Below are 25,690 nucleotides of genomic sequence, written 5' to 3'. Positions count from 1 at the left end.
CCGCATCGCGGGTGCCCTGATTGCGTTGCGCGTGCCCCAGGAATCGCTCATCGCGTGTGCACGCCATCGGCATCCGGTTTCATGAACATCCCCCTGACGACGGCTAGCCCTCCGTCTTCGAGTGCGTTGGCCAAATTGACCACCCGGGTGATCCCATCGTCGAGCAGCATCGGCAGGACGAGTCCGGCCACCGGAGTCGACCTAGTGCCCAGCGTGGCCGCCCACTGGGTCACCCACGGGGTCTCGTCACTCCATTCGACCATCCGAAATCCTGCCGACGTGATGGCCTTTCGAAGTTCGTCAGGTGTGACGAGGTGGCTGTCACTACCGTCCAGCGACCACGGCATCGGCCAGGCGGGATCCCGTTCGGGATCATTGAGGCAGACCTCCCAGATCCCCAACTTCGCTCCTGGTGCCAACACATCGGCGATCGCGGCGAACCACTCGACCTTGTCGGCGAGGTTCATCTGGACGTGCATGGTGATCGCGGCGTCGAAGAGCCGGCCAGGCACGAAGTTCATGACGTCGCCGTGGCGGAACGTCACCAGGTCACCGAGTCCGGTTCGCTGGGTGAGCATTTGGGCAGTTTCGACGTAGGGGGCGGTGATGTCGACGCCGAGAACGGTGGCGCCCGTCTTCTCGGCGATGCGGCGGGCCGGTCCGCCGAAGCCCGAGCCGACGTCGATCAGGGCGTCGCCTGGACGCAAGCCCAGGCTGTCGATGAGTTTGTCCACGGCGTCGACACCGCCGGCGTGGTATTGGTCGAGCAGCCCGGTGTCGGCGGTCGTGAGCTGGTCAGTGCGACCGGCCGCGTCGAGCTGGTCGGCGACGCGACCGGCGAGTCCCGTTTCGTCATAGGTCATCTCGGTTGCTTGCCTTCTTCATGGGAGGGGAGCTGCAAGCGGGTGGCATCGAGTACGACCTGGGCGGTGTCGGAGTCGGTGGCGCGGGCGATCAGCACGGTACCGACCATGGCGGCAAGCTGACGTGCGGCCTCAGCCCGCCGCTGGGTGGGATCTCCCTCCAGCCCGGCTGCGATGAGATCGAGCATGCGATTCACCCCGGAAGTGACCGCCGACGTGGAAGTGGCTGGGCCCCGGCTCAGTTCGCCGGCGAGCGCCACGATGGGACACCCGTCGGCGCGGTCCGCGACGTGCACGTCGGAGAGATAGTCGCGCTGAAAGTCCGCGGTGACGGCCCTCGGGTCGTCGGTTTGCAGGCGGGCCTCTCGCGGGTTCAGGATTTGATCGAAGGCGCCCTGGACCGCGGCGGACACCAACGCCTCCTTGCTGTCGAAGTGCCGGTAGAACCCGCCCAGGGTCAGCCCGGCGCCGTTCATCACCTCCCCCACGGTCGCCCCGTCGATGCCGCGCTCGCGCATCAGCCGCGCAGCGCTGGCGACGATGCGCTGCCCGCTGCGGTCCTTCTCCTGTTGAGACACTCGCACGTCTCGTCTCCCTCGTTCGGCCTGTCCTTGACAATATAGCGCACGCCCATACTCTTAATGGAGTATCTACATACTCTAATCTGTCTTCGGAAGGACTTTCGCATGACCAATCCCACGATCTTGGTGACAGGGGCGACCGGAAAGACAGGTGCCGCCGTCGTTCGCGAACTGCTGCGACACGGATTTCCGGTACGGGCCATGATCACCCGCCACGATGGGCGTAGCGCTGACTTGGAGAGCGCTGGTGCGCAATTGGTGATCGCAGACATGTTCGATCCCAACCAACTCTTCGACGCGATGCGCGGCACGACGCGCGCCTATTACCTGCCGTCCTTCCACCCGCTGATCATGCAGAGCGCTGCGGCGTTCACGATCGCCGCGAGGGAAGCGCGGCTGGAATCGACCGTCCTGCTCAGTCAGTGGCTGGCCAGCCCCGTCCATCCCGCCCTGGCGACGCGGCACGCATGGCTATTGGAACAGATGTTCTCGACGCTGCCGGGGATCACCCACACCACCGTCAACCCCGGTTACTTCGCCGACAACTACCTTCGACTGTTGGACTTCGCGGCCGTGTTGGGCCGCTTCCCGGTTCTCACCGGCGACAGTAAAAACGCCCCACCCTCGAACGAGGACATCGCCCGAGTGGCCGCCGCGGTACTGATGGATCCAAACCGCCACGGCGGCAGAAGGTATCGACCCACCGGACCCACCCTGTTGTCGGCCTACGACATGGTGCCCGTCATCAGCGAGGTCCTCGGCCGCCGCGTCACCGCGACGCCAATGCCATGGGCATTATTTTGCCGTGCAGCCAAGGTGCAGGGCGTCACCGCTGACGAACTCGGCAATTTCAAGCACTACCTCGTCGGCCACCACCAGGGAGCGTTCGCCCACGATGCGCCCAACGACGTCGTGGCCGAAGTCACCGGCACGCCCGCCGAACCGTTCGAGGCCACCGTCGCCGGGTACGCCGCACGCCCCTTCGCCAGTCGCTCGGCGGCCAACCGCCGCCGCGTCATCGCCGACTTCCTGCGCGTCCCCTTCGCGCGCCCGCACGACCTCGCTCGCCACGCCCGCGAACACCGCCACCCGGTGCCGGCCCAGCCGCTGTACGCGATGGACAACGATCGCTGGCTTGCCGCGCAGGGAACGCACACGGCACCAATGACATTGGCCGTCTAGGCGGGATCGAGCGAGCACGAGGGCGGGCGAGGGGCGCACCGCTCGTGGGCAAACGGCGGCCGGACAAGCCGAATCAACCCGGGAGGGCGCCCTGCGTGCCGATGCCGCGCTGCAGCGTCTCGATGACCAGGGCAGGTGCGTCGCGGGCCGCGATCCGGCCGAGCCGCAGCGATTCCGCGCCCGCGAGGGTGGTTGCCTGCACGACGTCGGCTAGCCAGGCGGCTGGAAGGTCGTTACGTAGTGTGCCGTCACGTTGCGCATCGCGCATAACGAGCTCAAGGCGCTGAGCGATCCGGTCGTATATGCGATCGGCGTCATCGCCGTAAGCGGCAGGTTGCGCGGCTAGGAAGACGAAGGCCTGCGCCTCCGGCAACACCTCCTCGACGAGCGCCGTCAGCAAAGGGGTGCCGCGGTCGTGCACTTCGAGAGCCCGGTCGATGGCGCCGACAACCCTTGCGACGCAACGCTCCAGCAGGGCGCGCACCATTGCGTCCCGATCTGCAAAGAGTCGTCCGAGCGTGGCACGGCTGACTCCAGCCGCGCGCGCGATGTCACCGGTGGTGGCCGAGGCGTCGCGGGACAACAGCACAGTCACGGCGTCCAGCACGTCGTCAGAGGAAACTGCCATGACTCGAATCTAGCGCAGATGAGACAATTCTGTATCATTGGTGCAGTGATCCCATCGACAGCATCGAGTCGGCCGGCGTCGTGGGTGGCCGAGGTTCGCCCGCGGATGCTGATGCTCGCGCAGAACCTCGCGTTGCGGTGGCACGCCGCCCGCGGCGACGCCCTATCACGAGTCGTATCCAGTAAGGCCGACCCATTTCCGCTGTATGAGCAGATTCGTGCCGGAGGTACGCTAGTACGCAGTTCGACGGGAATGTGGGCCACCGCGTCCCACCAACTGTGCCAACAGATTCTTCGCGATGGACGATTCGTCGTGGAGGGCCAGTCGAACGGGACCGACGCTCCCGAACTGTCGCTGCTCGAACTCGACCCGCCGGATCACACCCGGCTTCGCCGACTCGCGGCGCCCGCGTTCCGTCCCCGGCTAGTCGCCGGCTACGAACAGCGGATGCAGGCCGTCGCGGACGCCCTCCTCGACGACATCGACCCCCGCGGCTTCGACCTCGTGGATGAATTCGCCTGGCCGTTGCCGATTACGGTCATCACCGACGTCCTCGGAGTCGACAACGTCGATCACATTACCTTCGCCAAATATGGCAAGGCCGTTGCCGATTCGCTCTCTGGCGTCACGTCGACGCGCCAAGCCCGTGAACTCCGCGCCGCGACAGACGGTCTGTCGGAGCTGTTCACCGACTTGATGGATCGTCGTCGTCGCGCGCCACGTGACGATTTGATGAGTCAGTTGGTCGTGGCGCACGACGGCGACGTGCTGACGGTCGCCGAACTGATTGCACTGTGCCAACTGTTGCTCGTCGCCGGTTTCGAGACGACCGTCAACCTCATCGGCAGCGCTGTCGCCATGCTGCTCGACCACTCGGATCAGTGGTCGGCATTGGTCGCCGACCCTTCGCTGGCCGTTGGAGCAGTCGAGGAAACGTTGCGGCACCAGGCACCGGTGCAAGTCACCTCTCGAATTGCCGCCACGTCAGTCGAACTCGCCGGAAATCAGTTGCCAAAGGGCAGCATCGTCGCTCTACTGATCGGCGGCGCCAACCGGGATCCGTTGGTGTTCAATGACCCACACCGTTTCGACATCAGCCGAGCAGGAGGGCCAGAGCACTTGGCCTTCTCCAGCGGTATCCACTATTGCCTCGGCGCGAACCTGGCCCGCAGGGAGGGGGCGGTCGCACTGCGCACCCTGGCCACGCGGATGCCGAGCCTGCGGCGCAACGGTGCAGACCGCTACCGGACCGGATACACCATCCGTGGGCTACTCAAGCTGCCCGTCACGACCTGAGGTGATGGCGGCTCCATCGGCAGGCTTCTTCGGCTGGGACGTGATCATCAGTGCGCTAACCCTATTGACGCTTGCTCTGGAGGACCGCGAACTGCCGGGGCGCGACCGTCATCACAACAGTGACGGTTCCACGGCACCTGTTCGAAACCTCGTCGTTCTGCAAGCTGCGTGACCGCTCCTCGTACGCCTTCGCCCTGGTCTCAGCGGCCGTGGCCGTGCGGATGGACGGCGAGGCCGTCGCCGATATCGGCATCGCACTCGGCGGGTTGGCCACCAAGCCATGGCGATGCGGCGACGCCGAAGAAGCGATCCGCGGACGGCGGCCCAGGCTACCCGCGAGGGTCGATCGGTCTCACGACGGGAAGTAGATCACCTGATTGCTGAAAACCGCATTCAGGTCGCCGATGCGGTTGGCCGCGGCGACGACCGCAATGCGGGTCGCGACCTCCGCGTCGCCGTACTGCTCGCGACACAGCGATTCCAGCGTGTCCCCCGCGACGTGCACCCTGCGATTCAGCCTGGGCACGATCAATAACTGACCGTCGGTGGCGTCGCTTCCGGAGGGAATGTCATTCGCCAGCCGGATCACTTCTGCCAGGTGCGCGTCTCCGTACCAACGATCTGCCAACGAATCGAACGTCTCGGGCGCGACCACGGTGTGGTGCCCGACGTCGGCCAGGTCCGGAACGAGCAGCCAAGCACCGGACTGTATTTCGCGCTGCGCCACGCCATTGACGATCTCCCAGATGAGCTGGACACGGGTGTCTGCGGTGCCGTAGTAGTGCAGCGTGAGCTTGCTTCGGGCGTCGGTGGAATCGGGCGTGGTGAAGTGATGCCGCATGGTGACGTACGGGACCAAGAGTTCCTCACCAACGCCTATCACGTCAGGATTGTTCATCTGATTCTGGCGGGCAATCACCGGATACAAGGTGCCGTCGCCGTATTCGCGAAGAGCGATCACCGAGAGCGTGTCACCTGCTCGTACTTGGTAGGTCTTCATGTCGTTGCTCCTCAGCGCCGTGGCGGAGCCCTTCTCCGCACGCTGAACGTATGGCGGCGCGACACTCGTGCTCACGCGTAGCGGACTACCTGTCTTCGGTTGAACCGCCGCATCATGGCAGTATCTATTCTAACCGTGGCATTACTGCCACTGTCGGTCACGTGCGCGGAGGCGAATATTCAGTAGGCATGGCGAACGCATTGACCCTTTTGATACTGCTGACGATGGTCTTGACGCCCGTCGGATTGCTTGCAGCGCTTAGGATCCGGTGTGCGTCGCATTGCCCGGGCGAGTCGTCGAGCGGTCAACCGACGCCTGCCCGACGCCGCGGCCCACCGATTCTGTGACGGTCAGTCGTCCTTCGCCCAGCTCGCGGTGAACGACACCGTCACGTCGTCGGCGACCCTGAGCGAGCCCATGAACAACGAGTACGGCTTGACGCCGAACTCCGACTGGCGGACCACGGATTCGCAGGACACCCGCCACGCGTCGCCGAGATCCTCGGTGTGCAGTTCGATCGTTCGCGGCCTTGTCGTGCCATGGATGTCGAGCGACCCGACGAGGCGGTAGCCGTCGCCGGTCTCCTCGATGTCGTCGGACTGAAAACCAATCGTGGGATGGCGTTTCACGTCGAGCGCACTCAGCGCGTTCGACCGCACGATCGCCTTCTCCGGACCCGACAGCGACTTCACCCCGCCGTGCCCCTCGAGCACTTCCAGCGAGGACACCTCGACCCTCAGCTCCACCGCGGTGGGTTTGCCACCGGCCCATGACACTTCGGCCTCCCACGCGTTCATGGCGATCGTCAGGTCGTGACCCAGCCGGGCCGCCCGACCCGCGACGCCCGTGTGCAGGAAGAGCTGACCGACGGAGGCGTCCAGCGTCCACGACGTGGAACTCATGCGCTGACTGTATCCGCCCAGCTGATCCAGCGTTGCGGCTCGTCAACCAACGTTGGCGATGGCGAACAGGCCACCGACGCCGAGTAGGTACACGGCGATGACGGCCAGGGAGTCCACCCCCATGCGAGCGATGCGCTGCTGCGGGCGGAACAGAAGGCCGGCCGCGTAGATGAGGGTGAGCACTATGGCCAGCGCGGTGAGGTAGATGTCGGTGCGTTCGGCTTGGGGCAGCACGGCGTTGCCCGACAGTAGCGTCGCCACGAGGAACAGCACGGGCAGGAAGGCGTTGCCGCCGAAGATGTCGGATACGGCGAGCTGGTAGTCGCCGTTGCGCACCGACGTCAGGCCGGTCGACAGTTCGGGCAATGAGGTGGCGGCAGCAAGGATGGTGGCGCCGAACAACACTCCGGACAGTCCGATGTGGTCGGCGAGTGCGTCGCCGCTGCGTTCGAGGACGACTCCGGCGCCCAGTGTGACCGCGGCCGCGATCCCGAAGATCGTGGTGGACTTCGCGGTGCTTGTACCTCGTTTGGTGGCTGACTGCTCGGTTCGGGTGGCGCTGTGGCCTCGCGGGTGGGTCTGGCCGTCGGGTGGCTGCCCGGATTCGTGCCACGGGAGTGATTGTCCAGCCCGCCGCAGCAGTAGTAGGCCGCCGACCCACGCGAGCAGGATTAGTAGCGCCGCCGGGGTGACGCGCCAGGCGATCAACGTGCCAGGAAGTTGGGTTCCGGCGATCACGATGGCCAACACTCCCACGACCAGTGCCGCCTCCAGCACCAGGACCAGTGAGGCGGCCCGGTAGGTCAGGGGTCGAGATCCGCGGAGACCGAAGACGTCCAGCCCTACCAGTACCACCGTTTGGATGGCGATACCGCCCAGGATGTTGCCGACCGCCACCTCGAGATTGCCCGACAGCGAGGCGCTGACCACGATGGCGATTTCGGGCAGGTTGGTCGCGATCGCTAACAGGATCAGCCCGCCTAGCGCCGACCCGAGGTGCAGCCGCGTGGACAGCACGTCGGTCTGGTTGGACAGGGAGATGCCGGCCACCCAGATCGCTGCGGCGGCCGCGACGAACCCGATCACCAGCAGCCATGACGGCCAACTCGCCACGTCGTACCTTCCCGTCCAAGCGTCGGGCGTCTGCCACGCCGCAGCATTCGAAACACTTCTTCTGCGCGTGAAGGTCGACCAGGGTCGAACAACGAACATCAGCGCCGTCAAATATGTGCTTGAGATCAATGATTGCGGGTGCGCAACGAAAAGTCACGTCCCGGGCGAGCGATCAATGAACAGCAGACGCGATGGCAGTGGAGACGGATCGAATTGCCGACCCGTGGGGTGCGCGCACCCCTTACGGCCGGGACGAACAATGGCCCCGCCGGGTGGACACCCAGCTGGCGGACGGAATCACCGACGATCAAGTGCGGCGGTGGGTGCAAACGGCAGCGGTGCTGCACTCCAACGGTGACGGATTGGACATCGCGGAGCGCGACGCCCGCATCGTCGGAGTGCGCGGGCGAGCGGTGGACCGGGTCAACCCCGGCCAGCTGGACGTGAAAGATCTCTTCGGGTGGCGAGCCAACTCCTCACCAGACCGACTGAGCGCCCCGTTGATCCGCCGCAACGGCCAACTGGTAGACACGGACTGGGACACCGCGTTGGACCGGATCGTCTCGCGCACCTCGGCGTCGGATCTCACCGCGGCCGGCGCCTCCCCTAAGCTTGGGGATGTCAGACCAGCGCGGGGGTCGGTTTCCCGAGTGGCTCGCCCGCGGCATCGGCGAAGCCGTTCATGACGATCGCCAGGTCATCGCGCTCACGCGGCGTCATGGTACACAGAATCCGTCGAATCGCCTTGCGCCGGTGACGGATCAGCCGTTCGACGAGTGCGTCGCCGTCGGCGGTCAACGTCAGGGTGATGTGGCGGCGGTCCTCGGGATCCTCGCTGCGGTCCAGCATGCCGGCCTTGAGCAGGCGGTCGCAGATCCGGCTGGCGTTGGGCGAGCTGACGCCCAGTCCCGCCGCCACCGCGACCAAATTCATCGCGCCGCGGGTGGCGATCATCATCATCGTTCGCAGTTGCGGCAGCGTCACCTGGTCGTCGACCTCGGCAATCGACGCGGCGGTGATCCCCACCAGAGCGCGCGACGCGCGCATCACCGCGTCCACCTGACCCTTGGCAACACCGGGGTGGCGACTCGGCATCGGCTCTTCCCTCCATGATCCTTACTGGAACGCAATGATTGCACGTTTGCAACGACTCCGCGCCGGTAACCCATCGACGATGCAGGCCTTGACCGTGACGCCCGGTATGGCGTCGTCGCTGCGCCTCGAGGACGTCGACGACCCTGACGACGATCCCAGTGCCTTGGTGGTCGACGGACTGGCCATCGGTGTCTGCGGCACCGACAAGGAAATCGTCGCCGGTGAGTACGGCTGGGCACCACCAGGTCGCAACCGTCTGGTCATCGGACATGAGTCCTTGGGGAGGGTCGCGAGCGCACCGCTGGGCAGCGGGTTCACCAAGGGCGACCTCGTCGTCGGGGTGGTGCGCCGGCCCGACCCGGTGCCGTGCGGGGCGTGCGCGCACGGCGAGTTCGACATGTGCCGCAACGGCCGCTACACCGAACGCGGCATCAAGGAACGCGACGGGTACGGCAGCCAGCGTTGGACCGTGGAACCGGACTACGCGGTGCGCTTGGCCCCCCGGCTGCGCGAGGTGGGGATGTTGATGGAACCGACCACAGTGGTCGCCAAGGCCTGGGAACAGGTGCGCCGCGTCGGGGAACGCTCCTACTTCGCCCCGCAGCGCGTGTTGATCACCGGCGCCGGCCCGATCGGTCTGCTCGCGGCACTGCTCGGGGTGCAGCAGGGTTTGCAGACCCACGTGCTGGACCGCGTTAGCGACGGACCCAAGCCGGGCATCGTGGCCGCGCTCGGCGCCACGTACCACCACGGGGACATCGACGACGTCGCCGCCCGCGTCAATCCCGACGTCGTCATCGAGGCCACCGGCGCCGGGCCGGTGGTCTTCGGGTCCATCGCCCACACAGCCACCTACGGCATCGTCTGCTTGACCGGGGTGTCACCGACCGGACGCACGCTGACCGTCGACGCTGGCACCATCAACCGTGACATCGTGCTGGAGAATGACGCGGTGATCGGGTCCGTCAACGCCAACCTGCGCCACTACCACTACGCCGCCGAAGCATTGGGCAAGGCCGACTCCGACTGGTTGGGCAGCCTGGTCACCCGCCGCGTCCCACTGCACCACGCTCAGGACGCCTTCACCGCCCGACCAGACGACGTCAAGGTCGTAATCACCCTCGACGACGTCTGATCCGAATTCATGCGCTGACTGTATCCGCCCAGCTGGTGCGCACTCTGGTGCCCGCCGTGCCGCCGACGATGGTGGTGATGTCGGCGAGCGAGCCGATGACGGCTTCCTTCCCGGTGTTGCGCGCAAAGCCGCACGCGGCCGCCACCTTTGGGCCCATCGACCCGGCAGGCAGGTCCATCCCGATGATTTCGTCCGGTGTCGTTCGACCCAGCCGGGTCTGTTCGGGTGTCCCCCAGCCGGTGTACACGCCGTCGACATCGGTGGCGATGACCAGAAGGTCGGCGTCGAGTTGTTCGGCGAGCAGGGCCGACGCGAGGTCCTTGTCGATGACGGCTTCGACGCCGTGCAGCTTGCCGTGCTCGTCGTACATCGTCGGGATCCCGCCGCCGCCTGCGCAGATCACGATCGTGCCCTGCTCGAGCAGGCTGCGAATGGGGCGTATCTCGAATATCCGCAGCGGTTTTGGGCTGGCTACGACGCGACGGAACTTGTCCCCGTCGGGCGCGATGGACCAGCCGCTGGCGGCCGCGAGGGTCTCTGCGGTCTCCTTGTCGTAAACGGGACCGATCGGCTTTGTGGGGTGACCGAACGCCGGGTCGTCGCGGTCTACCTCGATCATCGTCAGTAGCGTGGCGAGCGGCTGTTCAGTCGGCAGCAGATTGCCGAGCTCTTGCTCGATCACGTAGCCGATCATCGCCTCGGTCTGCGCACCGAGGACGTCCAGTGGATACGGCGCCACCCCGTGCCCAAGATCGTGATACGCCGCGGACTGCAGCGCCAACAACCCGACCTGCGGCCCGTTTCCGTGCGCGACGACAATCTCGTTTCCGGGTGCCACCGCGGCGATGCACTCCGCCGCCACGCGAATGTTGGCCCGCTGATTGTCCGCCGTCATCGGCTGCCCGCGCTGCAGTAGCGCGTTGCCCCCCAACGCAATAACGATCCGCATGCTGCGCGCGCTCAGCTGAGCGCGGCCACGAGGACCGCCTTGATGGTGTGCATCCGGTTCTCCGCTTGTTCGAAGGCGATGTTGGCCGGACTCTCGAACACGTCGTCGGTGACCTCGACACCGTTGGCCAGGAACGGGTACTGCGCCGCGATCTGGGCGCCCACCTTGGTCTCCGAATTGTGGAAGGCCGGGAGGCAATGCATGAACTTGACCCGTGGATTGTCTGCCGCCAGCATCAGCGCGGCGTTCACCTGGAAGGGCAGCAGCATGTCGACCCGCTCCCCCCATGCCTCCATCGGCTCCCCCATCGACACCCACACGTCGGTGTGGATGAAGTCGACGCCGCTGACCGCTTCCTTCGGGTCGTCGGTGATGGTGATCCGCGCCCCCGACGCGACCGCGAACTCACGGCACATCGCTACGTGCTCGTCGGTGGGCCACAGCTCCCGGGGTGCGCCGATGCGGACGTCCATGCCCAGCTTCGCGCCGACCAGGAGCAGCGAGTTGGCCATGTTGTTGCGGCCATCGCCGAGGAAGGCGTAGGCGATGTCGTGCAACGGCTTTGGGCTGTGTTCGGTCATGGTGAGCACGTCGGCCAGCATCTGCGTCGGATGGAACTCGTCGGTGAGCCCGTTGAAGACCGGCACCCCGGCGTACTCCGCCAACTCCTCGACGATCTCCTGCCCCGCGCCCCGATACTCGATAGCGTCGTACATCCGGCCCAGCACCCGGGCGGTGTCCTTCATCGACTCCTTGTGCCCGATCTGCGATGACGTCGGATCGATGTAGGTCACGTGCGCCCCCTCGTCGTGCGCCGCCACCTCGAAGGCGCACCGGGTCCGTGTCGAGGTCTTCTCGAAGATCAGGGCAATGTTCTTACCCGCGAGGCTGTTTCGGCTGACTCCGGAGTACTTGGCCCGCTTCAGGTCTCGGGACAGGTCGAGCAGGTAGTGCAGATCGCGGTCGGTGTGGTGGACCAGGCTGAGCAGGCTGCGGTTGCGGTTGTTGTAGGCCATGACCGGTTCGTCCTTCCGAGAGGAACTAGGTGTAGAGCGGATCGCGCAGGATCGGACAGGTCATGCATCGGCCGCCACCGCGACCCCGGCCGAGCTCGCTGGCGTCGATGGTGACGACCTCGACGCCCGCCTTGCGCAGCGCCGTGTTGGTCAGCGTATTGCGGTCGTACCCGATGACGACGCCGGGCTCTAGAGCCACCACGTTGTTGCCGTCGTCCCACTGCTCACGCTGGATGCCGTACACGTCACCCGCCGTGGTGACGACGCGGAACTTCACGCCGATGGCCTCGCCGATGGTCTCGACCAATCCCTTCGGCTCGCGGCGGACGTCCAGCCCGGACGGTGAGCCGTCGTCCGGCCGCAGGCTGATCGGCACGATCCCGTCGACGACGGGTGCGAACGCCGTCACCAGATCGCGGTCACAGAAGGTGAACACGGTGTCCAGGTGCATCGCCGAGCGGGTCTTCGGCAGGCTGGCGATGATCACCCGTTCGGCCGCTCCGGCCGCGAACAGATTGCGCGCCACCTGGGTGATCGCCTGATGCGAGGACCGCTCCCCCATGCCGATCACCACCAGGCCCTTGCCGATCGGCATCACGTCGCCGCCCTCGAGGCTGGCCATGCCGTGGTCGACGGGCAGCCCGTCCGGATCGCCCAGCCAGACGTCGTAGGTCTCGTCGGCAAAGGCGGGATGGAATCGGTACACCGCGGTGGTGAGCAGCGTCTCCTGACGGCGCGCGGGCCAGTACATCGGGTTCAACGCAACGCCGCCGAAGATCCAGGCGGAGTTGTCGCGCATGAACTGCGTATTGGGTAGCGGCCGGATGACGAAGCCCGCCGGGTCCAGCTCGTTGAACAGGGACAGGAAGCTGCTGCCCAGTTCGTCGACCACGTCTTGGTACGCGACACCGCCAATGAGGAACTCCGCCAACCGTTCTGGAGCCAAGTCGGTCAACCAGGCGCGGATCTCGTGGGTGAGGCCCGGGCCGACGAGATCATCGGTCACCTTGCGGTCCAGAACCCAGTCCCGCGCATCGGGTTTCGCGACGACGTCGGCGAGCAGGTCCTGCAGTTCGAGCACCTCGACACCGCGGTCGACCATCTTGGCGACGAAGTCGAAGTGGTCACGGCGGGCCTGTTGCAACCAGATGACGTCGTCGAAGAGCAGTTCGTGGCAGTTGTCCGGGGTGAGCCGCTGATGGGCGAGACCTGGCGCGCAGACCATCACCCGCCGCAGCTTGCCCGCCTCGGACCAGACGCCGAGCTTGCGTTCGGTGGCGTTCACAGGACGGACAGGTTTCCGGTGGCCATCAGGACGGCGGCCAGGACGGACGTCAGCGCCACCACGGCGACGACACCCCATTCCGGTGTGGTGAAGAACGGCAGATGACTCTCGCGACGCGCCCATAGGTACAGCGCGGTGCCGACGAGATAGAACATCGCGGCAACCAGGAGGTATTGCCAGCCCCCCGCGTAGACCAGCCAGACCGCATAGCCCAGCGCGATCACGCCGATGACCAGGTCTCGGGCTCGGCCGCCGCCCGATCCGTACGTCTCGCCGCGGACCGCCAGCAGCACCTGGTAGGCCGCAGACCACAGGTACGGCAACAGGATCAGCGACGTCGCCAGGTACACCAGGTTCGTGTAGGTGCTCGAGTTGGCCAGGGTCCACAGCAGCAGCGCCTGGACGCACAGGTTGGTGAGCCACAGCGCGGTTGCCGGTGCGCCATGGGCGTTCTCGCGGGCCAACGCCTTGGGCATCACGTGTTCCAGCGCGGGCAGACGAAGGATCTCGACGCACAGCAGCACCCAGGCGATCAGAGCCCCGAGCAGTGAGACGACCAGACCGATCGAGATGAACGCCGCACCCCAGCTGCCGACCTCGTTCTCGAGCACACCGGCCATCGACGGGTCGGGCACACCGGCCAGTTCGGCCTGGGCCATCAGGCCGTAGGACAGCAGGTTGACCATGAGCAGCAGCGCCAACACCGCCACGAAGCCGAGCACCGTGGCGCGGCCGACGTCCTTGCGTCTGGCAGCACGCTGCGAGTACACCGAGGCCCCCTCGATGCCGATGAACACCCACACGGTGACCAGCATCATGTTCTTGACCTGGCTCATCGTGTCGCCGAGCGGTGCGCCGTCGATCTGTACGGCGCGGCCCCAGAAGTCTGCCGAGAACAGTCCGGCCTTGAAGCCGACCGCGGCGATGGCGATGAACACCAGGATCGGTACCACCTTGGCGATGGTCACCACGACGTTGACCAATGCCGCGGTCTTCACGCCACGAAGCGTCATGGCGTGCACGATCCAGAGCACGATGGAGGCGCCGATGATGGCGGGAACCGTTGCGCCACCTTCGAATTGGGGGAAGAAGTAGCCCAGCGTGGAGAACAGCAGGACCAGGTAGGCCACGTTGCCGACCCAGGCCGACACCCAGTAGCCGAAGGCCGAGGTGAAGCCGATGTAGTTGCCGAAGCCGGCGCGGGCGTATCCGTAGACGCCGCCGTCGACGTCCGGCTTGCGGTTGGCCAGGGTCTGGAACACGAATGCGAGAGTCAGCATGCCGACGCCCGTGATGGCCCAGCCGATCAGCAGTGGACCGGGTGCGGCGCTGGCCGCCATCTGCGAGGGCAGCGCGAAGATGCCACTGCCGATCATGGACCCGACGACGATCGCCGTGAGGGCGGCCATGCCGAGGCCGGTCTTCGCGCTGGCCGTGCGCGGCGCCTCGGGAGGCCTGGAAACCACGGTGTCTGACATGACCTTCTCTCCGTCCACGAGAATGCACGGCCACTGCTGTGACCCGCGTCACTGACGGTAGGGAGCCGGCCGTCTGCAGAGAGGAGGCTTAAGTCCTCGATCCGCAGCCGCAAGTCCTACTGCTCACCCAACCCCATCAGCTCGGTGACGCCGTGGTCCCGGCCGGCGGTGTACCCGCCGTCCACCGCGATGGCCTGCCCGCTGACGAAGCTGGCGTCGGCCGACAGCAGGAAGGCCGCCACCGACGCGATCTCGTCGGCGCGGCCGAAGCGCCGGAGCTTGTGCTCGTGGCGCAGCGATTCGCGCGGTCCCTCGAATCCCGGCATCCCCATGACCGAATCGAACATCGGCGTCTGGATGAAACCCGGGCAGATCACGTTGGCGCGGATACCGCTCGGTCCGTAGTCGATGGCGGTGTTCTTGGTGAGCAGGACGACGCCGCCCTTGGAGGCGTTGTAGGCGCTGCCGCCGGCGGTGCCCTCCAGACCTTCGATGCTCGCCAGGTTGACGATCGCCCCTCGCTCACCGTTCACCCGCTCCTGCCCGACCATCTGCCCGAGCGCCGCCCTGGACACCATGAACGTGCCCTTGAGGTTGACGCCCACGACCCGGTCCCACTCCTCGTCGGGCAGCACGTGGATCGGTCCGCCACCGGCGACGCCCGCGGCATGCACCACTCCGTCGAGTCGACCGGCCGCAGCGACCACGTCCGCCACGGCGGCGCCGACGGCTTCCGCGTCCAGAACGTCCCCCGACCGGTAGGTGAAGTCCTCGCCGTCGAGACCGGCAGGCGCCTGGCCCAGGTCGACGCCCACCACGCGGGCGCCTTCGCCGAGCAGCCGCTCGACCGTGGCCCTGCCGATGCCGGACGCCGCGCCCGTCACGAGCACACCCTTGCCGCCGAACCTGCTCATCGCTTCTCCTCGATCGTCTCGGCGTGGCCATTCACGCCGACCACAGCATGGCCGACAACCCCTACCTTCGGTTATGTCACGGCAACCTGGCCGAAATCGCATTGCGAAGTCACACTTCGGCTAACCCCGCAGGCCAGGCCGCGGCGAGACGGAATCGTCACCAGAGCTTCACCCGTCGGACGCCACGTCCGTGACCACGAGGGGGTTTCGTTGGGCTAGCCTCGACCTAGGCACTGCCCGCACTGCGGCACCCACGCCGATTGGCAACGGTTCTACCTCGACAGCGGAGATGTCTTGAACGAGCACAGATCGGTTTCCCCGTGAGCGGCATGATCACGGGATCGACCGAGTCGGAACGGACGACGGTCGGCGACACTCCGGAGATCCTCCGTGGTGACGACGACCTACCCCAGGTCCTCGCGGACACCGTCACCGACTTCTTTCACATCCCCAGCGCCCGGGGCCTCATCCACACGGTGTGCGCGGTCGGCGCCATCGTGGCCGGCGCGGTGCTCGTGCCGGTGGCCTGGCTCGTCGGTCCACCCCATGCGGGCGTGGCGACCCTCGTCTACACGGCCACGATCATCGGCATGTTCACGGTCAGCGCGGTCTATCACCGCGTGCGCTGGGTCAATCCGGCCACGTACAAGTGGATGAAGCGGGCCGACCACTCGATGATCTTCATCTTCATCGCGGGCAGCTACACACCGTTGGCGCTGCTGGCCATGCCGCCGGAAACGGCGAAGTTGGTTCTCACCATCGTGTATTCGGGTGCCGCCGCGGGGGTGGCGCTCAAGATGTTCTGGCCGTCCGCGCCTCGGTGGGTGGGGGTTCCTCTCTACCTGGTGCTGGGTTACACAGCCGTCTTCTTCGCTCCAGCCCTCCTCGCGGGGGGTGGCGTCGGTGTCCTCGCCCTACTCATCGCCGGCGCCGTGCTCTACAACATCGGAGCCGTGCTCTACGGAGTCCGCTGGCCCAACCCGTGGCCGCAGACCTTCGGCTACCACGAGTTCTTCCACGCGTTCACCGCGGCCGGGGCGCTGTGCCACTACGCCGCGATATGGTTGCTCGTCCTGTAACCGGGGAACGACTCGACTACTTGAGCGGCAGCCCGGTGATCGCCCTGGCCATCACCAGACGCTGAATCTCGCTGGTGCCCTCGAAGATCGTGAAGATCTTTGCGTCGCGGTGCATGCGCTCGACGGGATAGTCACGGGTGTAACCATTTCCGCCGAGGATTTGGATGGCCTCGTCGGTGACGTAGACGGCGGTCTCGCTGGCCGCGAGCTTGGCCATCGAGCCCTCGGCGTTGAGGAACGGCTTGTCGTTGCGAGCCATCCAACCGGCCCGCCACACCAGCAATCTGGCGGTGTCGATCCTGGTCTTCATGTCGGCGAGCTTGAACGCAACGGCCTGGAAGTCGCCGATCTTCCGACCGAATTGCTCACGCTGCTGCGCGTATTCGAGGGCGTACTCGTAGGCCGCCCGCGCCACGCCAAGGGCCATCGCGCCGACCGTCGGCCGGGTCCGCTCGAAGGTCTTCATCGCGGCTTGGCCAGCGGAACTCTTGCCATCGCGCGCCTTCGCGATGCGTTCGTCGAACTTCTCCTTGCCGCCGATGATGAGGCGGCCGGGGATGCGGACGTCGTCCAGCACCACCTCGGCGGTGTGGGACGCGCGGATGCCGTGCTTCTTGAACTTCTGGCCCTGACTGAAACCCTTGGTGCCCGGGGGGATGATGAAGGTCGCCTGACCACGCGAACCCAACTCGGGGTGCACCGAGGCAACCACGATGTGGACGTTGGCGATGCCGCCGTTGGTGGCCCACGTCTTGGTCCCGTTGATGGCCCATTCGTCCGTCGCCTCGTCGTAGCGCGCACGGGTGATGATGGCCGAGACGTCGGAGCCGGCGCCGGGTTCCGAGGCGCAGAAGGAGGCGAGCATCGGCTCCTCGACGGTGCCGAACATCTGAGGCAGCCACTCCCCCAGTTGTTCTGGTGTTCCGGTCGCCGCCAGTGACGCGGCCGCCAGCCCGGTGCCAAGGATCGACAGGGCGATGCCGGCGTCACCCCAGAACATCTCCTCGAAGACCGTGAGCAAGCCCAGCCCGGACGGCTCGGCGGCCTGGGTGGCGAAGAGCTCCACCGAGTAGAGGCCGATCTTGGCGGCCTCGGAGATGATGGGCCACGGCGTCTCCTCGCGCTCGTCCCACTCCGCGGCCGCGGGCCTGACGACCCTCTCAGCGAAGTCGTGCACCCAATCTCTGACCTCGATCACGTCGTCGGAGAGGTCAAGCGAAAACGTCACGCGGGTGGTCCTTTCGGCGGTGGCCTCCCGCACGTGGGCGGCCGGGGCTGTCGCCCGTGGCAATCACGTCATCAGTCGGTGAACGACTGTACACAGCCTGCTGCCACCCGACCCAACCAGGTCGATTGGACCACGACGACGTCACAGGCGGCTCAGGTGTGGCAGCGTTACTCCGACACGGAAGGAACGGGACCGGCGCCCCATGCCGCACGAAGACACACGCGAGACCCCGCTGGCGCTGCGCTATGCGGCGGGCTTGACCGCCGCCCACCTGATGACCGCCGCAGAGGTGCTCGCCGTGGTGTGGTCGCTCTCCGGCCAGAGCTTCGGCAACACCCAGTCGCTCCTGACGCAGACCAACCTGGTGCTGGTCGCCGCCACCGTCGTGGTCAGCACGGTCGTCGTCGCCGTCGGCGGCTACCTGCACATCGGGTCGTCGCTGCGCTGGTTCCTGACGGCGACCACTCCCGATGCCGGCCAGCGGCGCCGGGCGATCAACATCGTCCGGCATCAATCCTTCCTCCTGCTCGCCGTCTGGGCGATCGGCGGTGCCGTCCTCCTGCTGTTCAACGTCACGGCGGGCGTCGGCCCGACGATGCTGATCTGTTTCGCCGCCGGATTCGGCGGCATGTCGACGGTCAGCGCCAGTCTTCTCTTCACCCAACGCATTTCGCGACCGATCGTCGCGGCGGCTACCGACGACGCCGCCGTTCGCACCACCTCGCCGGGAATCGCCAGCCGCCTGGTGATGATGTGGTCGTTCAACAGCGCGCTGCCCAGCGCCACGATCGTCGCGCTGGTCATGTGCAAGGCCAACGGCTGGCTGATCCCCACCACCGCATCGCTGGACATCCCCATCGTCGTGTTGTCGGTGGTGTCGGTTCTGCTCGGCCTGCGCGCCCTGATCCTGGTGGCCCGCTCGATCGCCGATCCCGTCCGCGACGTGGTCGCCGCCATGGCCGACGTCGAGCAGGGACGCATAGGTCGCACCGTCGACGTGTACGAGCAGTCCGAGATCGGCGGTCTGCAGCGCGGTTTCAACAGCATGGTCACCGGCCTGGCGGAGCGGGACCGCATCCAAGATCTGTTCGGCCGCCACGTCGGACACGCCGTGGCACGGCTGGCCATCTCCGGCGACGACTCCCTGACCGGACAGGTCCGTGAGGTGGCGATCCTGTTCATCGACCTCGCGGGGTCCACCGCCATGGCCGCGACCCTCAGCCCTCCCGCGGTCGCGGACATCCTCAACGACTTCTTCCGGATCGTGGTGGCCGCGGTGAACGACAATGCCGGTCTGATCAACCAGTTTCAGGGCGACGCGGCACTGGTCGTCTTCGGGAGGGACGGCGCGGCCACCTCGGCTCTGGCCACCGCCCGCGCCCTCTCGGCGGATCTGCGCGAGCTACCCGTCGTCGACTTCGGCATCGGGGTCTCGGCCGGGCCCGTCTTCGCAGGCAACATCGGTGCCGAGGACCGATATGAATACACGGTGATCGGGGATCCCGTCAACGAGGCGGCACGTCTTGCCGACTGCGCCAAGACCATCCACGGCCGAACCATGGCCTCCGGTGCGGCCATCTCCCGCGCCGACGCAGGCGAATGCGGGCTGTGGATCGCGCACGGGTCGACGGTGTTGCGTGGCCGGGGCGAGCCCACCCAGGTGTCGATCCCCGCCAGCCGGGAAGAGAAGGATGACGGACCATGAGCACCATCGAGCCGTTTCGCATCGCCGTGCCCGACGACGTCCTGGTCGATTTGCGGCGCCGGCTGGCCGGGACCCGTTGGCCGGAGCCCGAATGCGTGGACGACTGGAGCCAGGGCATCCCGCTGGCCTACACCCGCGAGCTCGCGGCGTACTGGGCCGACGAGTACGACTGGCGCACCCGCGAAGCGGCGATGAACCGGTTCGACCAGTTCACCACCGAGATCGATGGTTTGCCAATCCACTTCATCCATCAGCGTTCTCCACACCCCGACGCGTTCCCGCTCGTCATCACCCACGGCTGGCCGGGTTCGGTCGTCGAGTTCCAGAAGGTCATCGCACCGCTCACCGACCCCACCGCACACGGTGGCAGCGCGAAGGACGCCTTTCACGTGGTGTGCCCGTCGCTGCCGGGTTACGGATTCTCCGGGAAGCCGACCGCAACGGGGTGGAACATCGGCCGGATCGCCCGGGCGTGGGAAACGCTCATGGTGCGGCTCGGTTATGACCGCTACGGCGCGCAGGGCGGTGATTGGGGATCGGCCGTGACGACCGACATCGGCCGAAACGTCGGTCACTGCATAGGGATTCACACGAACTTTCCGATCGGGAGTCCACCGGCCGGCGCGACCGAGAATCCGACCGACGACGAGAAGGCGGCACTCGCCGCGTTGGCGTACTACCGCAACGTCGATTCGGGCTACTTCAAGGAACAGGCCACGCGGCCGCAGACCCTTGGCTACGGGTTGGTCGATTCCCCCGTGGCACAGCTGGCGTGGATCATCGAGAAGTTCTGGTCGTGGACCGACTGTGACGGCCATCCCGAGAACGCGCTCACCCGCGACGAGATGCTCGATGACGTGACGCTCTACTGGGTGACGGCGACCGGCGCGTCGTCGGCCCGCCTGTACTGGGAACGCACCGCCGCCTCCGGACCCGGCGGCCGCGTGGAGCTACCGACCGGAATCGCGGCGTTCCCCAAGGAGATCACCTGCCCACCACGATCCTGGTGCGAGCCCAACTACAACATCACCCGGTGGACCACCATGCCGCGCGGCGGCCACTTCGCGGCGTTCGAACAACCCGAGCTGTGGGTCGACGACGTCAGGGCGTTCTTCGCGACCGTGCGGTGACGCGCTCAGCCGGTCGCGCCGTCGCCGTGCTGGCGCCTGACGCGTAAGACGTACGCCGCCAAGGCCAATACGAGGACGACACCTCCCAGCACGCCGATCTCGACGATGGCGCGGGAGAACTCGGGACCCTTCTCGAGCAGTGTCGCCGCCTCGACGGACAGCACGACGATCTCCTTGATGCCCGCGAGGATGCCGACGATCAGGAACGGCTCGGCCACGATCTCGTGCGAACGCAGGCACGCCCGCACCGCGTACAGCAACTCGACGAAGATGAACAGCAGCAGGAGTCCGTCGAGGATCTCGAGCATCAGCGTCGAGGTCGGCGTGTTCCGCAGCCGCAGCATCGTGTTGAACTGCGCGACGAGCAGCGCCACCGAACCGAGCGCCAGCACCACCGCGATCGCCCAGTAAATGGCGTCCTCGACCCAACTCAGGACGCGGTCGGCCAGTCGCTGGCGGTCTCCTTCTTCCGTTTCGACGTCCCCGTCGGCTTCACCGTCGGCGTTGAGGTCCCTAGGCATCGTCGATCAGCGATTCAGCCACCAGATGCGGGTCGACAGCGCGGTCGCGAAGGCGCACCACAGCGGGTACGGCCACAGCGCGTTGGCGGACCCGTTGACCTTGACCGCCCGCCGGGTCAGATCGACACTGCTGACGGCGAGGGCCCCTGCCAGAACCGCCGACGGACCGAGCTGGCGACGGTTGAAGAACAGCCACGACCAGCTGCCGTTGAGCAGCAGATTGAGCGCGAGCAGTGCCGAGTAGGTACGGGCGGCGTCTGCCTCGCCGCGCTCGTCGAGCGTGTCGATGGTCGACGCCGAGACCACGGCGATGTCTGCGTAGAGCAGCGGCCACACGATCGGAAACGCTTGTCGCGGCGGCTGAAAACTGGGCTTGCGCAGGGTCTGATACCACTGCGATTGGACGACCGGCCCGGTCGCGAGGCCGCCGGAGACCGCGGTGATCGCGGCCGCGGTGCCGGTCTTGACAAGGGTGAGAGCGCGCATGCCGACAGGTTAGCGCCGTGCGCGAATCGCGCGGTAGCCCCCGTAGAGCGCGAGGGCCACCAGGAAGTTGACGAAGTAGGCGATGTCGGCGCCGTGCCACTTCGCGGCGATCGCACCGACGAAGATCGACGTGTCCATGAACGGCACGGCCACGGCGTAGGCCGCGACGAACACGAGGACGGCCGCCACCGCGTCGGCCCGACCGGTGGGCTCGCAGGCGGGATCGAGCGTGGCGCGTCCCCCGAGCCTCGACCGCCAGTCCACCGCCACGATCGCTACGAACGCCGGAATCCAGTAGCTGACGAACAGCAGCACATTCTGGAACCGGGCTGCGGTGTCGGCGGAGTGCAGCCAGAGGATCAGGCCGAACGCCATGGCCGTCACCAACAGCGACGACAACGGCCTGCGGACCCTGACACCGAGCGTCTGCAGTGCCAGCGATCCGCTGTAGTCGTTCATCACCCCCGAGCCGATGGACGCCAGCGCGATGATCAGCAGCGCCAACCCACCGAGGAAACCGCCACCCATCACCGACCGGACGCCCTCGGCGGTCTGCTCCGAGACCAGGTCGCCCGCCGCGATGCCGATGCCCTGGACGAAGACGTACGCCACGAAGATGCCGGCGAAGGTATAGCCGAACACGCTCAGCCGCGATGACGTCGACGGCAGGTATCGACTGAAGTCGGAGGCGTAGCTCGCCCACGACACCGCCAGGCTGAGCGAGATCGTCACCTCGAGCACGAACGCCCCGATCAGGTCGGGACCCTGAGCGACCGCCGGGGTCACGATGTCGTGCCCGCCGACGAGCTTGACGGCGAACACGACGAACGTGACCAGCAGCACCACGGTCAGCACCGCCTGCAGCCGGTGGATGACCTCGTAGCCGAAGAAGCCGACGACACCCTGCACGCCGAGGACGATCAGCACGGCCGCCCAGAACGGGATTCCCAGGAGCAGCGAAAGCGCCTCTCCACCGAACAAGCCGACCAGCGCGTCCCAGGCGATCGAGGACAGCCACTGCAGTGCGGCCGGCAGGACGACACCGCCCCCGAACGCCATCCGGGAGCCGGGCAGCTGGGCCGTGCCCGTCCGCGGTCCCCACGTCGACAGGTAGCCCACCACGACCGAGCCGAGCAGGGTCCCGATGACCATCGCGAGCAGGCCCAGCCAGAACCCCAGCCCCAGCACGATCGCCAGGGCACCGGTGAAGACGCCGGTCATGTTGACCTGCGGGGCGAACCACACCGTGAACAGGCGGCGCGGGGTGCCGTATCGCCGGTCGGCGGGGACGGGCGCGATGCCGTGGGTCTCGACGGAGAAGTCACCGACGCCGCTGGGGGTCCGGCCACTGAACGGTGATGCAGTCAGCGAACTGTCTGAGGTGTTCCTAGCCGGCCCCGAGTCGACGGCCTCCTGTGTCATGCGTTCATTCGATCACGGGCGTCGGGCCATGTTTTACCGCCCGTGCGCTCAAGCGGATTCGGGGCGCTGGCAACCTCGGAGACGAGGGAATCCACTGTCGAAATGTAAATTCGTTGCGGAATCGCTTGCGAAGGTCGTCCTCATCGGCGAAGGTTTATCCACCATGCACGGGGCTGAGCCAGGCCATGACCTCATCCAGGGGACCCGCCCTCCGTGCGCAGAACCAGGGAGGTCGTCCTGAGCGGCACACACGGCACCGCCGTCGACAGCGCAACGGGAGAACAGCCGAGCACCCGCACCGCGGGTCAGCCGGTGATCGAGATCGACCACGTGACGAAGCGTTTCGACGACTACGTCGCCGTGGCGGACGCCGACTTCACGATCGCGTCTGGCGAGTTCTTCTCGATGCTGGGTCCCTCGGGATGCGGTAAGACCACCACGCTCCGCATGATCGCGGGTTTCGAGACGCCGACCGAGGGGGCGATTCGCCTCGAGGGGGTCGACGTCTCGACGCTGTCCCCGCACAAGCGCAACGTCAACACCGTGTTCCAGCACTACGCCCTGTTCCCGCACATGACCGTGTGGGACAACGTGGCCTACGGTCCGCGCAGCAAGAAGATCGACAAGACCGCCGGAAAGGGGGAGGTGAAGCGCCGAGTCGACGAGCTCCTCGAGATCGTCCGGCTGAGCGACTTCGCCAAGCGCAAGCCGGCGCAGCTCTCCGGCGGACAGCAGCAACGGGTCGCGTTGGCGCGGGCGCTGGTGAACTACCCCAGCGCCCTGCTTCTCGACGAGCCGCTCGGTGCGCTCGACCTGAAGTTGCGCCACGCCATGCAGTTCGAACTCAAGCGCATCCAGCGCGAGGTCGGCATCACGTTCATCTACGTGACCCACGATCAGGAGGAAGCGCTCACGATGAGTGACCGCATCGCGGTCATGAACGCCGGCAACGTCGAGCAAATCGGCAGCCCGACCGAGATCTACGACCGTCCGTCGACGGTCTTCGTCGCCAGCTTCATCGGGCAGGCAAATCTTTGGCCGGGCAAGCAGAACGGAATGGACGGCGATTTGGCCCAGCTGTCGGTGCTCGGCACCACGTTGCGGGCCAGGCCCGGCGACACCGCGATCGAACCCGGCGGCGATGCCACCCTGATGGTGCGCCCGGAGCGCGTGCGGGTGTCGATGGATCGGCCCGACGGTGACGTCGCGACGGTCGCCGCCACGGTGACCGACCTGACGTTCCAGGGTCCGGTGGTCCGGCTGTTGATGGATGCGCCCGACGGATCGCCGATCGTCGCCCACGTCGGTACCGAACAGAATTTGCCGCTACTGCGACCGGGTGACCGGGTCCACGTCGCGTGGGCTCCCGATGCCTCCCTGGTGCTGCCGGCGGCCGACATTCCGACCACCGAGGACCTGGAGGAGATGTTCGACGCGCCTCCGGAACCCTGACGACCCCGCTCGACGACCCCTCTTCAGAAAAACCGAAAGGTACTTCCATGGCGAATCGGATCGATCCCCTCAGGATGGCTTCGGCACGAACCTCACGGCGACGCTTCCTCGGTGGCGGCGCCGCCGCGGCCGCAGCCCTCACGCTCGGCCCGTCCTTCCTCGCGGCGTGCGGATCCGATAGCAAGGAATCGGCCGGTCCCTCCGTCACAGAGGGCCCCGCCACCGGCACGCTGCGCGTGTCGAACTGGCCGCTCTACATGGCCGACGGGTTCGTCGCCGCGTTCCAGACGGCCAGCGGCTTGACCGTCGACTACAAGGAAGACTTCAACGACAACGAGCAGTGGTTCGCGAAGGTGAAGGAGCCGTTGTCGCGCAAGCAGGACATCGGGGCCGATCTGGTGGTTCCGACCACGTTCATGGCCTCGCGCATCCAGCAGCTCGGCTGGCTCAACGAGATCAGCGACGCGGGCTGGTCCAACAAGGGCAACCTGCGCACCGATCTGCTCGAGGCGAGCGTCGACCCGGGCCGCAAGTTCAGCGCCCCCTACATGTCCGGCCTCGTCGGTATCGCCTACAACAAGGCGGCGACCGGGCGCGACATCAAGACCATCGACGACATGTGGGATCCCGCATTCAAGGGCAAGGTCAGCTTGTTCAGCGACTCGCAGGACGCGCTCGGCATGATCATGATGTCGCAGGGCGCGTCGCCCGCCGAGCCGAATTCGGAGTCCATCAAGAAGGCCGTCGACCTGGTCAAGGAGCAGAAGGACAAGGGTCAGATCCGTCGGTTCACCGGCAACGACTACGCCGACGACCTCGCGGCGGGCAACATCGCCATCGCGCAGGCCTATTCGGGCGACGTGGTGCAGTTGCAGGCCGACAACCCCGACCTGGTGTTCGTCGTCCCGGAGTCCGGCGGTACCACCTTCGTCGACACCATGGTGATTCCGTACACCACGCAGAACCAGAACGCGGCCGAGGCGTGGATCAACTACGTCTACGACCGGGCCAACTACGCGAAGCTCGTCGCGTTCGTCCAGTACGTGCCGGTGCTGTCGGACATGACCGACGAACTGAACAAGATCGACCCAGAGCTCGCGGCCAACCCGCTGGTCAACCCGTCGAAGGCGACGTTGGACATGGTGAAGGGCTGGGCGCCGCTCACCGATGAGCAGACTCAGGAATACAACACGCTGTACGCAGCCGTCACCGGCGGCTGAGGGTCGGCGG

At 66.6% G+C, this 25,690-nt stretch carries 25 protein-coding genes and 1 pseudogene; 10 read left to right on the top strand and 16 right to left on the bottom strand.

The genetic code is table 11. The features are described 5' to 3' along the window. Nucleotides 1-47: 47 nt before the first annotated feature. Both QUE68_RS12115 and QUE68_RS12110 read right to left on the bottom strand, forming a co-directional pair. Entirely contained in the window at nucleotides 48-863 is an 816-nt protein-coding gene (locus tag QUE68_RS12115; RefSeq protein ID WP_286275654.1) for an SAM-dependent methyltransferase, read from the bottom strand. After that, nucleotides 860-1,447, bottom strand: coding sequence for a TetR/AcrR family transcriptional regulator (locus QUE68_RS12110; RefSeq protein ID WP_284226293.1), 588 nt, complete (start codon nucleotides 1,445-1,447; stop codon nucleotides 860-862). Before QUE68_RS12110 ends, QUE68_RS12115 begins: the two co-directional genes overlap by 4 nt. A 102-nt stretch (nucleotides 1,448-1,549) precedes the next feature. On the opposite strand from QUE68_RS12110, the gene QUE68_RS12105 reads away from it, so the two are divergent. Then, nucleotides 1,550-2,626 carry an NmrA family NAD(P)-binding protein gene (locus QUE68_RS12105; RefSeq protein ID WP_286275653.1) on the top strand — a complete coding sequence of 359 codons (1,077 nt, stop codon included), beginning with the start codon at nucleotides 1,550-1,552 and terminating at the stop codon, nucleotides 2,624-2,626. A 73-nt stretch (nucleotides 2,627-2,699) separates the two neighbouring features. On the opposite strand, the gene QUE68_RS12100 is transcribed toward QUE68_RS12105, so the two are convergent. Then, nucleotides 2,700-3,254, bottom strand: a complete 555-nt coding sequence (locus QUE68_RS12100) for a TetR/AcrR family transcriptional regulator (RefSeq protein WP_286275652.1) — start codon at nucleotides 3,252-3,254, stop codon at nucleotides 2,700-2,702. A 45-nt stretch (nucleotides 3,255-3,299) separates the two neighbouring features. On the opposite strand from QUE68_RS12100, the gene QUE68_RS12095 reads away from it, so the two are divergent. Both QUE68_RS12095 and QUE68_RS12090 read left to right on the top strand, forming a co-directional pair. Further along, nucleotides 3,300-4,550 (top strand): cytochrome P450, encoded by a 1,251-nt coding sequence (locus QUE68_RS12095; protein ID WP_286275651.1) that lies wholly within the window; start codon nucleotides 3,300-3,302, stop codon nucleotides 4,548-4,550. 119 nt (nucleotides 4,551-4,669) lie between these two features. Further along, nucleotides 4,670-4,918 carry an FAD binding domain-containing protein gene (locus tag QUE68_RS12090; protein WP_286275650.1) on the top strand — a complete coding sequence of 83 codons (249 nt, stop codon included), beginning with the start codon at nucleotides 4,670-4,672 and terminating at the stop codon, nucleotides 4,916-4,918. Here the strand turns inward: QUE68_RS12090 and QUE68_RS12085 are convergent. The 3 genes from QUE68_RS12085 to QUE68_RS12075 all read right to left on the bottom strand — a co-directional run bounded on the left by QUE68_RS12085 (nucleotide 4,903) and on the right by QUE68_RS12075 (nucleotide 7,565). Continuing rightward, nucleotides 4,903-5,625, bottom strand: coding sequence for a LysM peptidoglycan-binding domain-containing protein (locus tag QUE68_RS12085; RefSeq protein WP_286275649.1), 723 nt, complete (start codon nucleotides 5,623-5,625; stop codon nucleotides 4,903-4,905). The genes QUE68_RS12090 and QUE68_RS12085 overlap by 16 nt on opposite strands. 275 nt (nucleotides 5,626-5,900) lie before the next feature. Then, on the bottom strand, nucleotides 5,901-6,452 hold the full coding sequence (locus QUE68_RS12080; protein WP_286275648.1) for a YceI family protein: 552 nt from the start codon (nucleotides 6,450-6,452) through the stop codon (nucleotides 5,901-5,903). Between the two features lie 42 nt (nucleotides 6,453-6,494). Then, nucleotides 6,495-7,565 (bottom strand): sodium:calcium antiporter, encoded by a 1,071-nt coding sequence (locus QUE68_RS12075; protein ID WP_284226284.1) that lies wholly within the window; start codon nucleotides 7,563-7,565, stop codon nucleotides 6,495-6,497. A 197-nt stretch (nucleotides 7,566-7,762) separates the two neighbouring features. Between QUE68_RS12075 and QUE68_RS12070 the strand changes: the two are divergent. Then, a pseudogene (locus QUE68_RS12070) lies at nucleotides 7,763-8,137 on the top strand (nitrate reductase); the annotation flags it as partial. Nucleotides 8,138-8,186: 49 nt separating this feature from the next. Here the strand turns inward: QUE68_RS12070 and QUE68_RS12065 are convergent. Beyond that, nucleotides 8,187-8,660 carry a MarR family winged helix-turn-helix transcriptional regulator gene (locus tag QUE68_RS12065; RefSeq protein WP_286275647.1) on the bottom strand — a complete coding sequence of 158 codons (474 nt, stop codon included), beginning with the start codon at nucleotides 8,658-8,660 and terminating at the stop codon, nucleotides 8,187-8,189. Between the two features lie 79 nt (nucleotides 8,661-8,739). Between QUE68_RS12065 and QUE68_RS12060 the strand changes: the two genes are divergently transcribed. Next, nucleotides 8,740-9,795, top strand: coding sequence for a glucose 1-dehydrogenase (locus QUE68_RS12060; protein ID WP_284226282.1), 1,056 nt, complete (start codon nucleotides 8,740-8,742; stop codon nucleotides 9,793-9,795). Nucleotides 9,796-9,802: 7 nt separating this feature from the next. On the opposite strand, the gene arcC is transcribed toward QUE68_RS12060, so the two are convergent. From arcC to QUE68_RS12035, 5 genes are all read right to left on the bottom strand, one after another. Beyond that, complete coding sequence (gene arcC, locus QUE68_RS12055; RefSeq protein ID WP_284226281.1) at nucleotides 9,803-10,744, bottom strand: carbamate kinase; 942 nt, start codon at nucleotides 10,742-10,744, stop codon at nucleotides 9,803-9,805. A gap of 11 nt (nucleotides 10,745-10,755) precedes the next feature. Continuing rightward, nucleotides 10,756-11,760 carry an ornithine carbamoyltransferase gene (locus tag QUE68_RS12050; RefSeq protein ID WP_284226280.1) on the bottom strand — a complete coding sequence of 335 codons (1,005 nt, stop codon included), beginning with the start codon at nucleotides 11,758-11,760 and terminating at the stop codon, nucleotides 10,756-10,758. A gap of 25 nt (nucleotides 11,761-11,785) precedes the next feature. Further along, complete coding sequence (locus QUE68_RS12045) at nucleotides 11,786-12,985, bottom strand: arginine deiminase (protein ID WP_286275810.1); 1,200 nt, start codon at nucleotides 12,983-12,985, stop codon at nucleotides 11,786-11,788. A gap of 56 nt (nucleotides 12,986-13,041) precedes the next feature. Beyond that, nucleotides 13,042-14,523 carry an arginine-ornithine antiporter gene (gene arcD, locus QUE68_RS12040; RefSeq protein ID WP_284226277.1) on the bottom strand — a complete coding sequence of 494 codons (1,482 nt, stop codon included), beginning with the start codon at nucleotides 14,521-14,523 and terminating at the stop codon, nucleotides 13,042-13,044. A 116-nt stretch (nucleotides 14,524-14,639) separates the two neighbouring features. Then, entirely contained in the window at nucleotides 14,640-15,437 is a 798-nt protein-coding gene (locus tag QUE68_RS12035) for an SDR family NAD(P)-dependent oxidoreductase (protein ID WP_284226276.1), read from the bottom strand. 329 nt (nucleotides 15,438-15,766) lie between these two features. Here QUE68_RS12035 and trhA point away from each other — a divergent pair, with 329 nt between their 5' ends. Continuing rightward, nucleotides 15,767-16,516 (top strand): PAQR family membrane homeostasis protein TrhA, encoded by a 750-nt coding sequence (trhA, locus tag QUE68_RS12030; RefSeq protein ID WP_454786356.1) that lies wholly within the window; start codon nucleotides 15,767-15,769, stop codon nucleotides 16,514-16,516. Between the two features lie 16 nt (nucleotides 16,517-16,532). Here the strand turns inward: trhA and QUE68_RS12025 are convergent, their stop codons facing one another. Continuing rightward, nucleotides 16,533-17,744 carry an acyl-CoA dehydrogenase family protein gene (locus QUE68_RS12025; RefSeq protein ID WP_284226273.1) on the bottom strand — a complete coding sequence of 404 codons (1,212 nt, stop codon included), beginning with the start codon at nucleotides 17,742-17,744 and terminating at the stop codon, nucleotides 16,533-16,535. Nucleotides 17,745-17,946: 202 nt separating this feature from the next. Here QUE68_RS12025 and QUE68_RS12020 point away from each other — a divergent pair, with 202 nt between their 5' ends. Together QUE68_RS12020 and QUE68_RS12015 are read left to right on the top strand one after the other, a co-directional pair. Continuing rightward, nucleotides 17,947-19,449, top strand: coding sequence for an adenylate/guanylate cyclase domain-containing protein (locus tag QUE68_RS12020; protein WP_284226272.1), 1,503 nt, complete (start codon nucleotides 17,947-17,949; stop codon nucleotides 19,447-19,449). 5 nt (nucleotides 19,450-19,454) lie between these two features. Beyond that, the gene (locus QUE68_RS12015; protein ID WP_454786355.1) at nucleotides 19,455-20,579 is read left to right on the top strand and encodes an epoxide hydrolase family protein; all 1,125 of its coding nucleotides are present in this window, start codon (nucleotides 19,455-19,457) and stop codon (nucleotides 20,577-20,579) included. 5 nt (nucleotides 20,580-20,584) lie between these two features. Here the strand turns inward: QUE68_RS12015 and QUE68_RS12010 are convergent, their stop codons facing one another. Genes QUE68_RS12010 through QUE68_RS12000 form a run of 3 tightly spaced genes read right to left on the bottom strand, consistent with a single transcriptional unit; the run spans nucleotide 20,585 to nucleotide 23,008 of the window. Next, complete coding sequence (locus tag QUE68_RS12010; RefSeq protein WP_284226268.1) at nucleotides 20,585-21,100, bottom strand: phosphate-starvation-inducible PsiE family protein; 516 nt, start codon at nucleotides 21,098-21,100, stop codon at nucleotides 20,585-20,587. Between the two features lie 6 nt (nucleotides 21,101-21,106). Then, on the bottom strand, nucleotides 21,107-21,586 hold the full coding sequence (locus QUE68_RS12005; RefSeq protein ID WP_284226267.1) for a TspO/MBR family protein: 480 nt from the start codon (nucleotides 21,584-21,586) through the stop codon (nucleotides 21,107-21,109). A 9-nt stretch (nucleotides 21,587-21,595) separates the two neighbouring features. Then, a complete protein-coding gene (locus tag QUE68_RS12000; RefSeq protein ID WP_284226265.1) occupies nucleotides 21,596-23,008 on the bottom strand; it encodes a purine-cytosine permease family protein in 1,413 nt (470 codons plus the stop codon). Between the two features lie 312 nt (nucleotides 23,009-23,320). Between QUE68_RS12000 and QUE68_RS11995 the strand changes: the two genes are divergently transcribed. Together QUE68_RS11995 and QUE68_RS11990 are read left to right on the top strand one after the other, a co-directional pair. Next, nucleotides 23,321-24,460 carry an ABC transporter ATP-binding protein gene (locus QUE68_RS11995; protein ID WP_349816696.1) on the top strand — a complete coding sequence of 380 codons (1,140 nt, stop codon included), beginning with the start codon at nucleotides 23,321-23,323 and terminating at the stop codon, nucleotides 24,458-24,460. Between the two features lie 47 nt (nucleotides 24,461-24,507). After that, nucleotides 24,508-25,680 (top strand): polyamine ABC transporter substrate-binding protein, encoded by a 1,173-nt coding sequence (locus QUE68_RS11990; protein WP_284226264.1) that lies wholly within the window; start codon nucleotides 24,508-24,510, stop codon nucleotides 25,678-25,680. Nucleotides 25,681-25,690: the final 10 nt, after the last annotated feature.

Source organism: Mycolicibacterium sp. TUM20985 (assembly GCF_030295745.1).
Lineage (GTDB): Bacteria > Actinomycetota > Actinomycetes > Mycobacteriales > Mycobacteriaceae > Mycobacterium.
This window is presented reverse-complemented; position numbering and strand designations above follow the sequence as displayed.

Coding starts and splice junctions, on each gene's coding strand:
- QUE68_RS12115 (WP_286275654.1), bottom strand. CDS start 863: ATGACCTATGACGAAACGGGACTCGCCGGTCGCGTCGCCGACCAGCTC.
- QUE68_RS12105 (WP_286275653.1), top strand. CDS start 1,550: ATGACCAATCCCACGATCTTGGTGACAGGGGCGACCGGAAAGACAGGT.
- QUE68_RS12100 (WP_286275652.1), bottom strand. CDS start 3,254: ATGGCAGTTTCCTCTGACGACGTGCTGGACGCCGTGACTGTGCTGTTG.
- QUE68_RS12080 (WP_286275648.1), bottom strand. CDS start 6,452: ATGAGTTCCACGTCGTGGACGCTGGACGCCTCCGTCGGTCAGCTCTTC.
- QUE68_RS12065 (WP_286275647.1), bottom strand. CDS start 8,660: ATGCCGAGTCGCCACCCCGGTGTTGCCAAGGGTCAGGTGGACGCGGTG.
- QUE68_RS12060 (WP_284226282.1), top strand. CDS start 8,740: ATGCAGGCCTTGACCGTGACGCCCGGTATGGCGTCGTCGCTGCGCCTC.
- arcC (WP_284226281.1), bottom strand. CDS start 10,744: ATGCGGATCGTTATTGCGTTGGGGGGCAACGCGCTACTGCAGCGCGGG.
- QUE68_RS12050 (WP_284226280.1), bottom strand. CDS start 11,760: ATGGCCTACAACAACCGCAACCGCAGCCTGCTCAGCCTGGTCCACCAC.
- QUE68_RS12045 (WP_286275810.1), bottom strand. CDS start 12,985: ATGGTCTGCGCGCCAGGTCTCGCCCATCAGCGGCTCACCCCGGACAAC.
- arcD (WP_284226277.1), bottom strand. CDS start 14,523: ATGTCAGACACCGTGGTTTCCAGGCCTCCCGAGGCGCCGCGCACGGCC.
- QUE68_RS12035 (WP_284226276.1), bottom strand. CDS start 15,437: ATGAGCAGGTTCGGCGGCAAGGGTGTGCTCGTGACGGGCGCGGCGTCC.
- trhA (WP_454786356.1), top strand. CDS start 15,767: ATGATCACGGGATCGACCGAGTCGGAACGGACGACGGTCGGCGACACT.
- QUE68_RS12020 (WP_284226272.1), top strand. CDS start 17,947: ATGCCGCACGAAGACACACGCGAGACCCCGCTGGCGCTGCGCTATGCG.
- QUE68_RS12010 (WP_284226268.1), bottom strand. CDS start 21,100: ATGCCTAGGGACCTCAACGCCGACGGTGAAGCCGACGGGGACGTCGAA.
- QUE68_RS12005 (WP_284226267.1), bottom strand. CDS start 21,586: ATGCGCGCTCTCACCCTTGTCAAGACCGGCACCGCGGCCGCGATCACC.
- QUE68_RS12000 (WP_284226265.1), bottom strand. CDS start 23,008: ATGACACAGGAGGCCGTCGACTCGGGGCCGGCTAGGAACACCTCAGAC.
- QUE68_RS11990 (WP_284226264.1), top strand. CDS start 24,508: ATGGCGAATCGGATCGATCCCCTCAGGATGGCTTCGGCACGAACCTCA.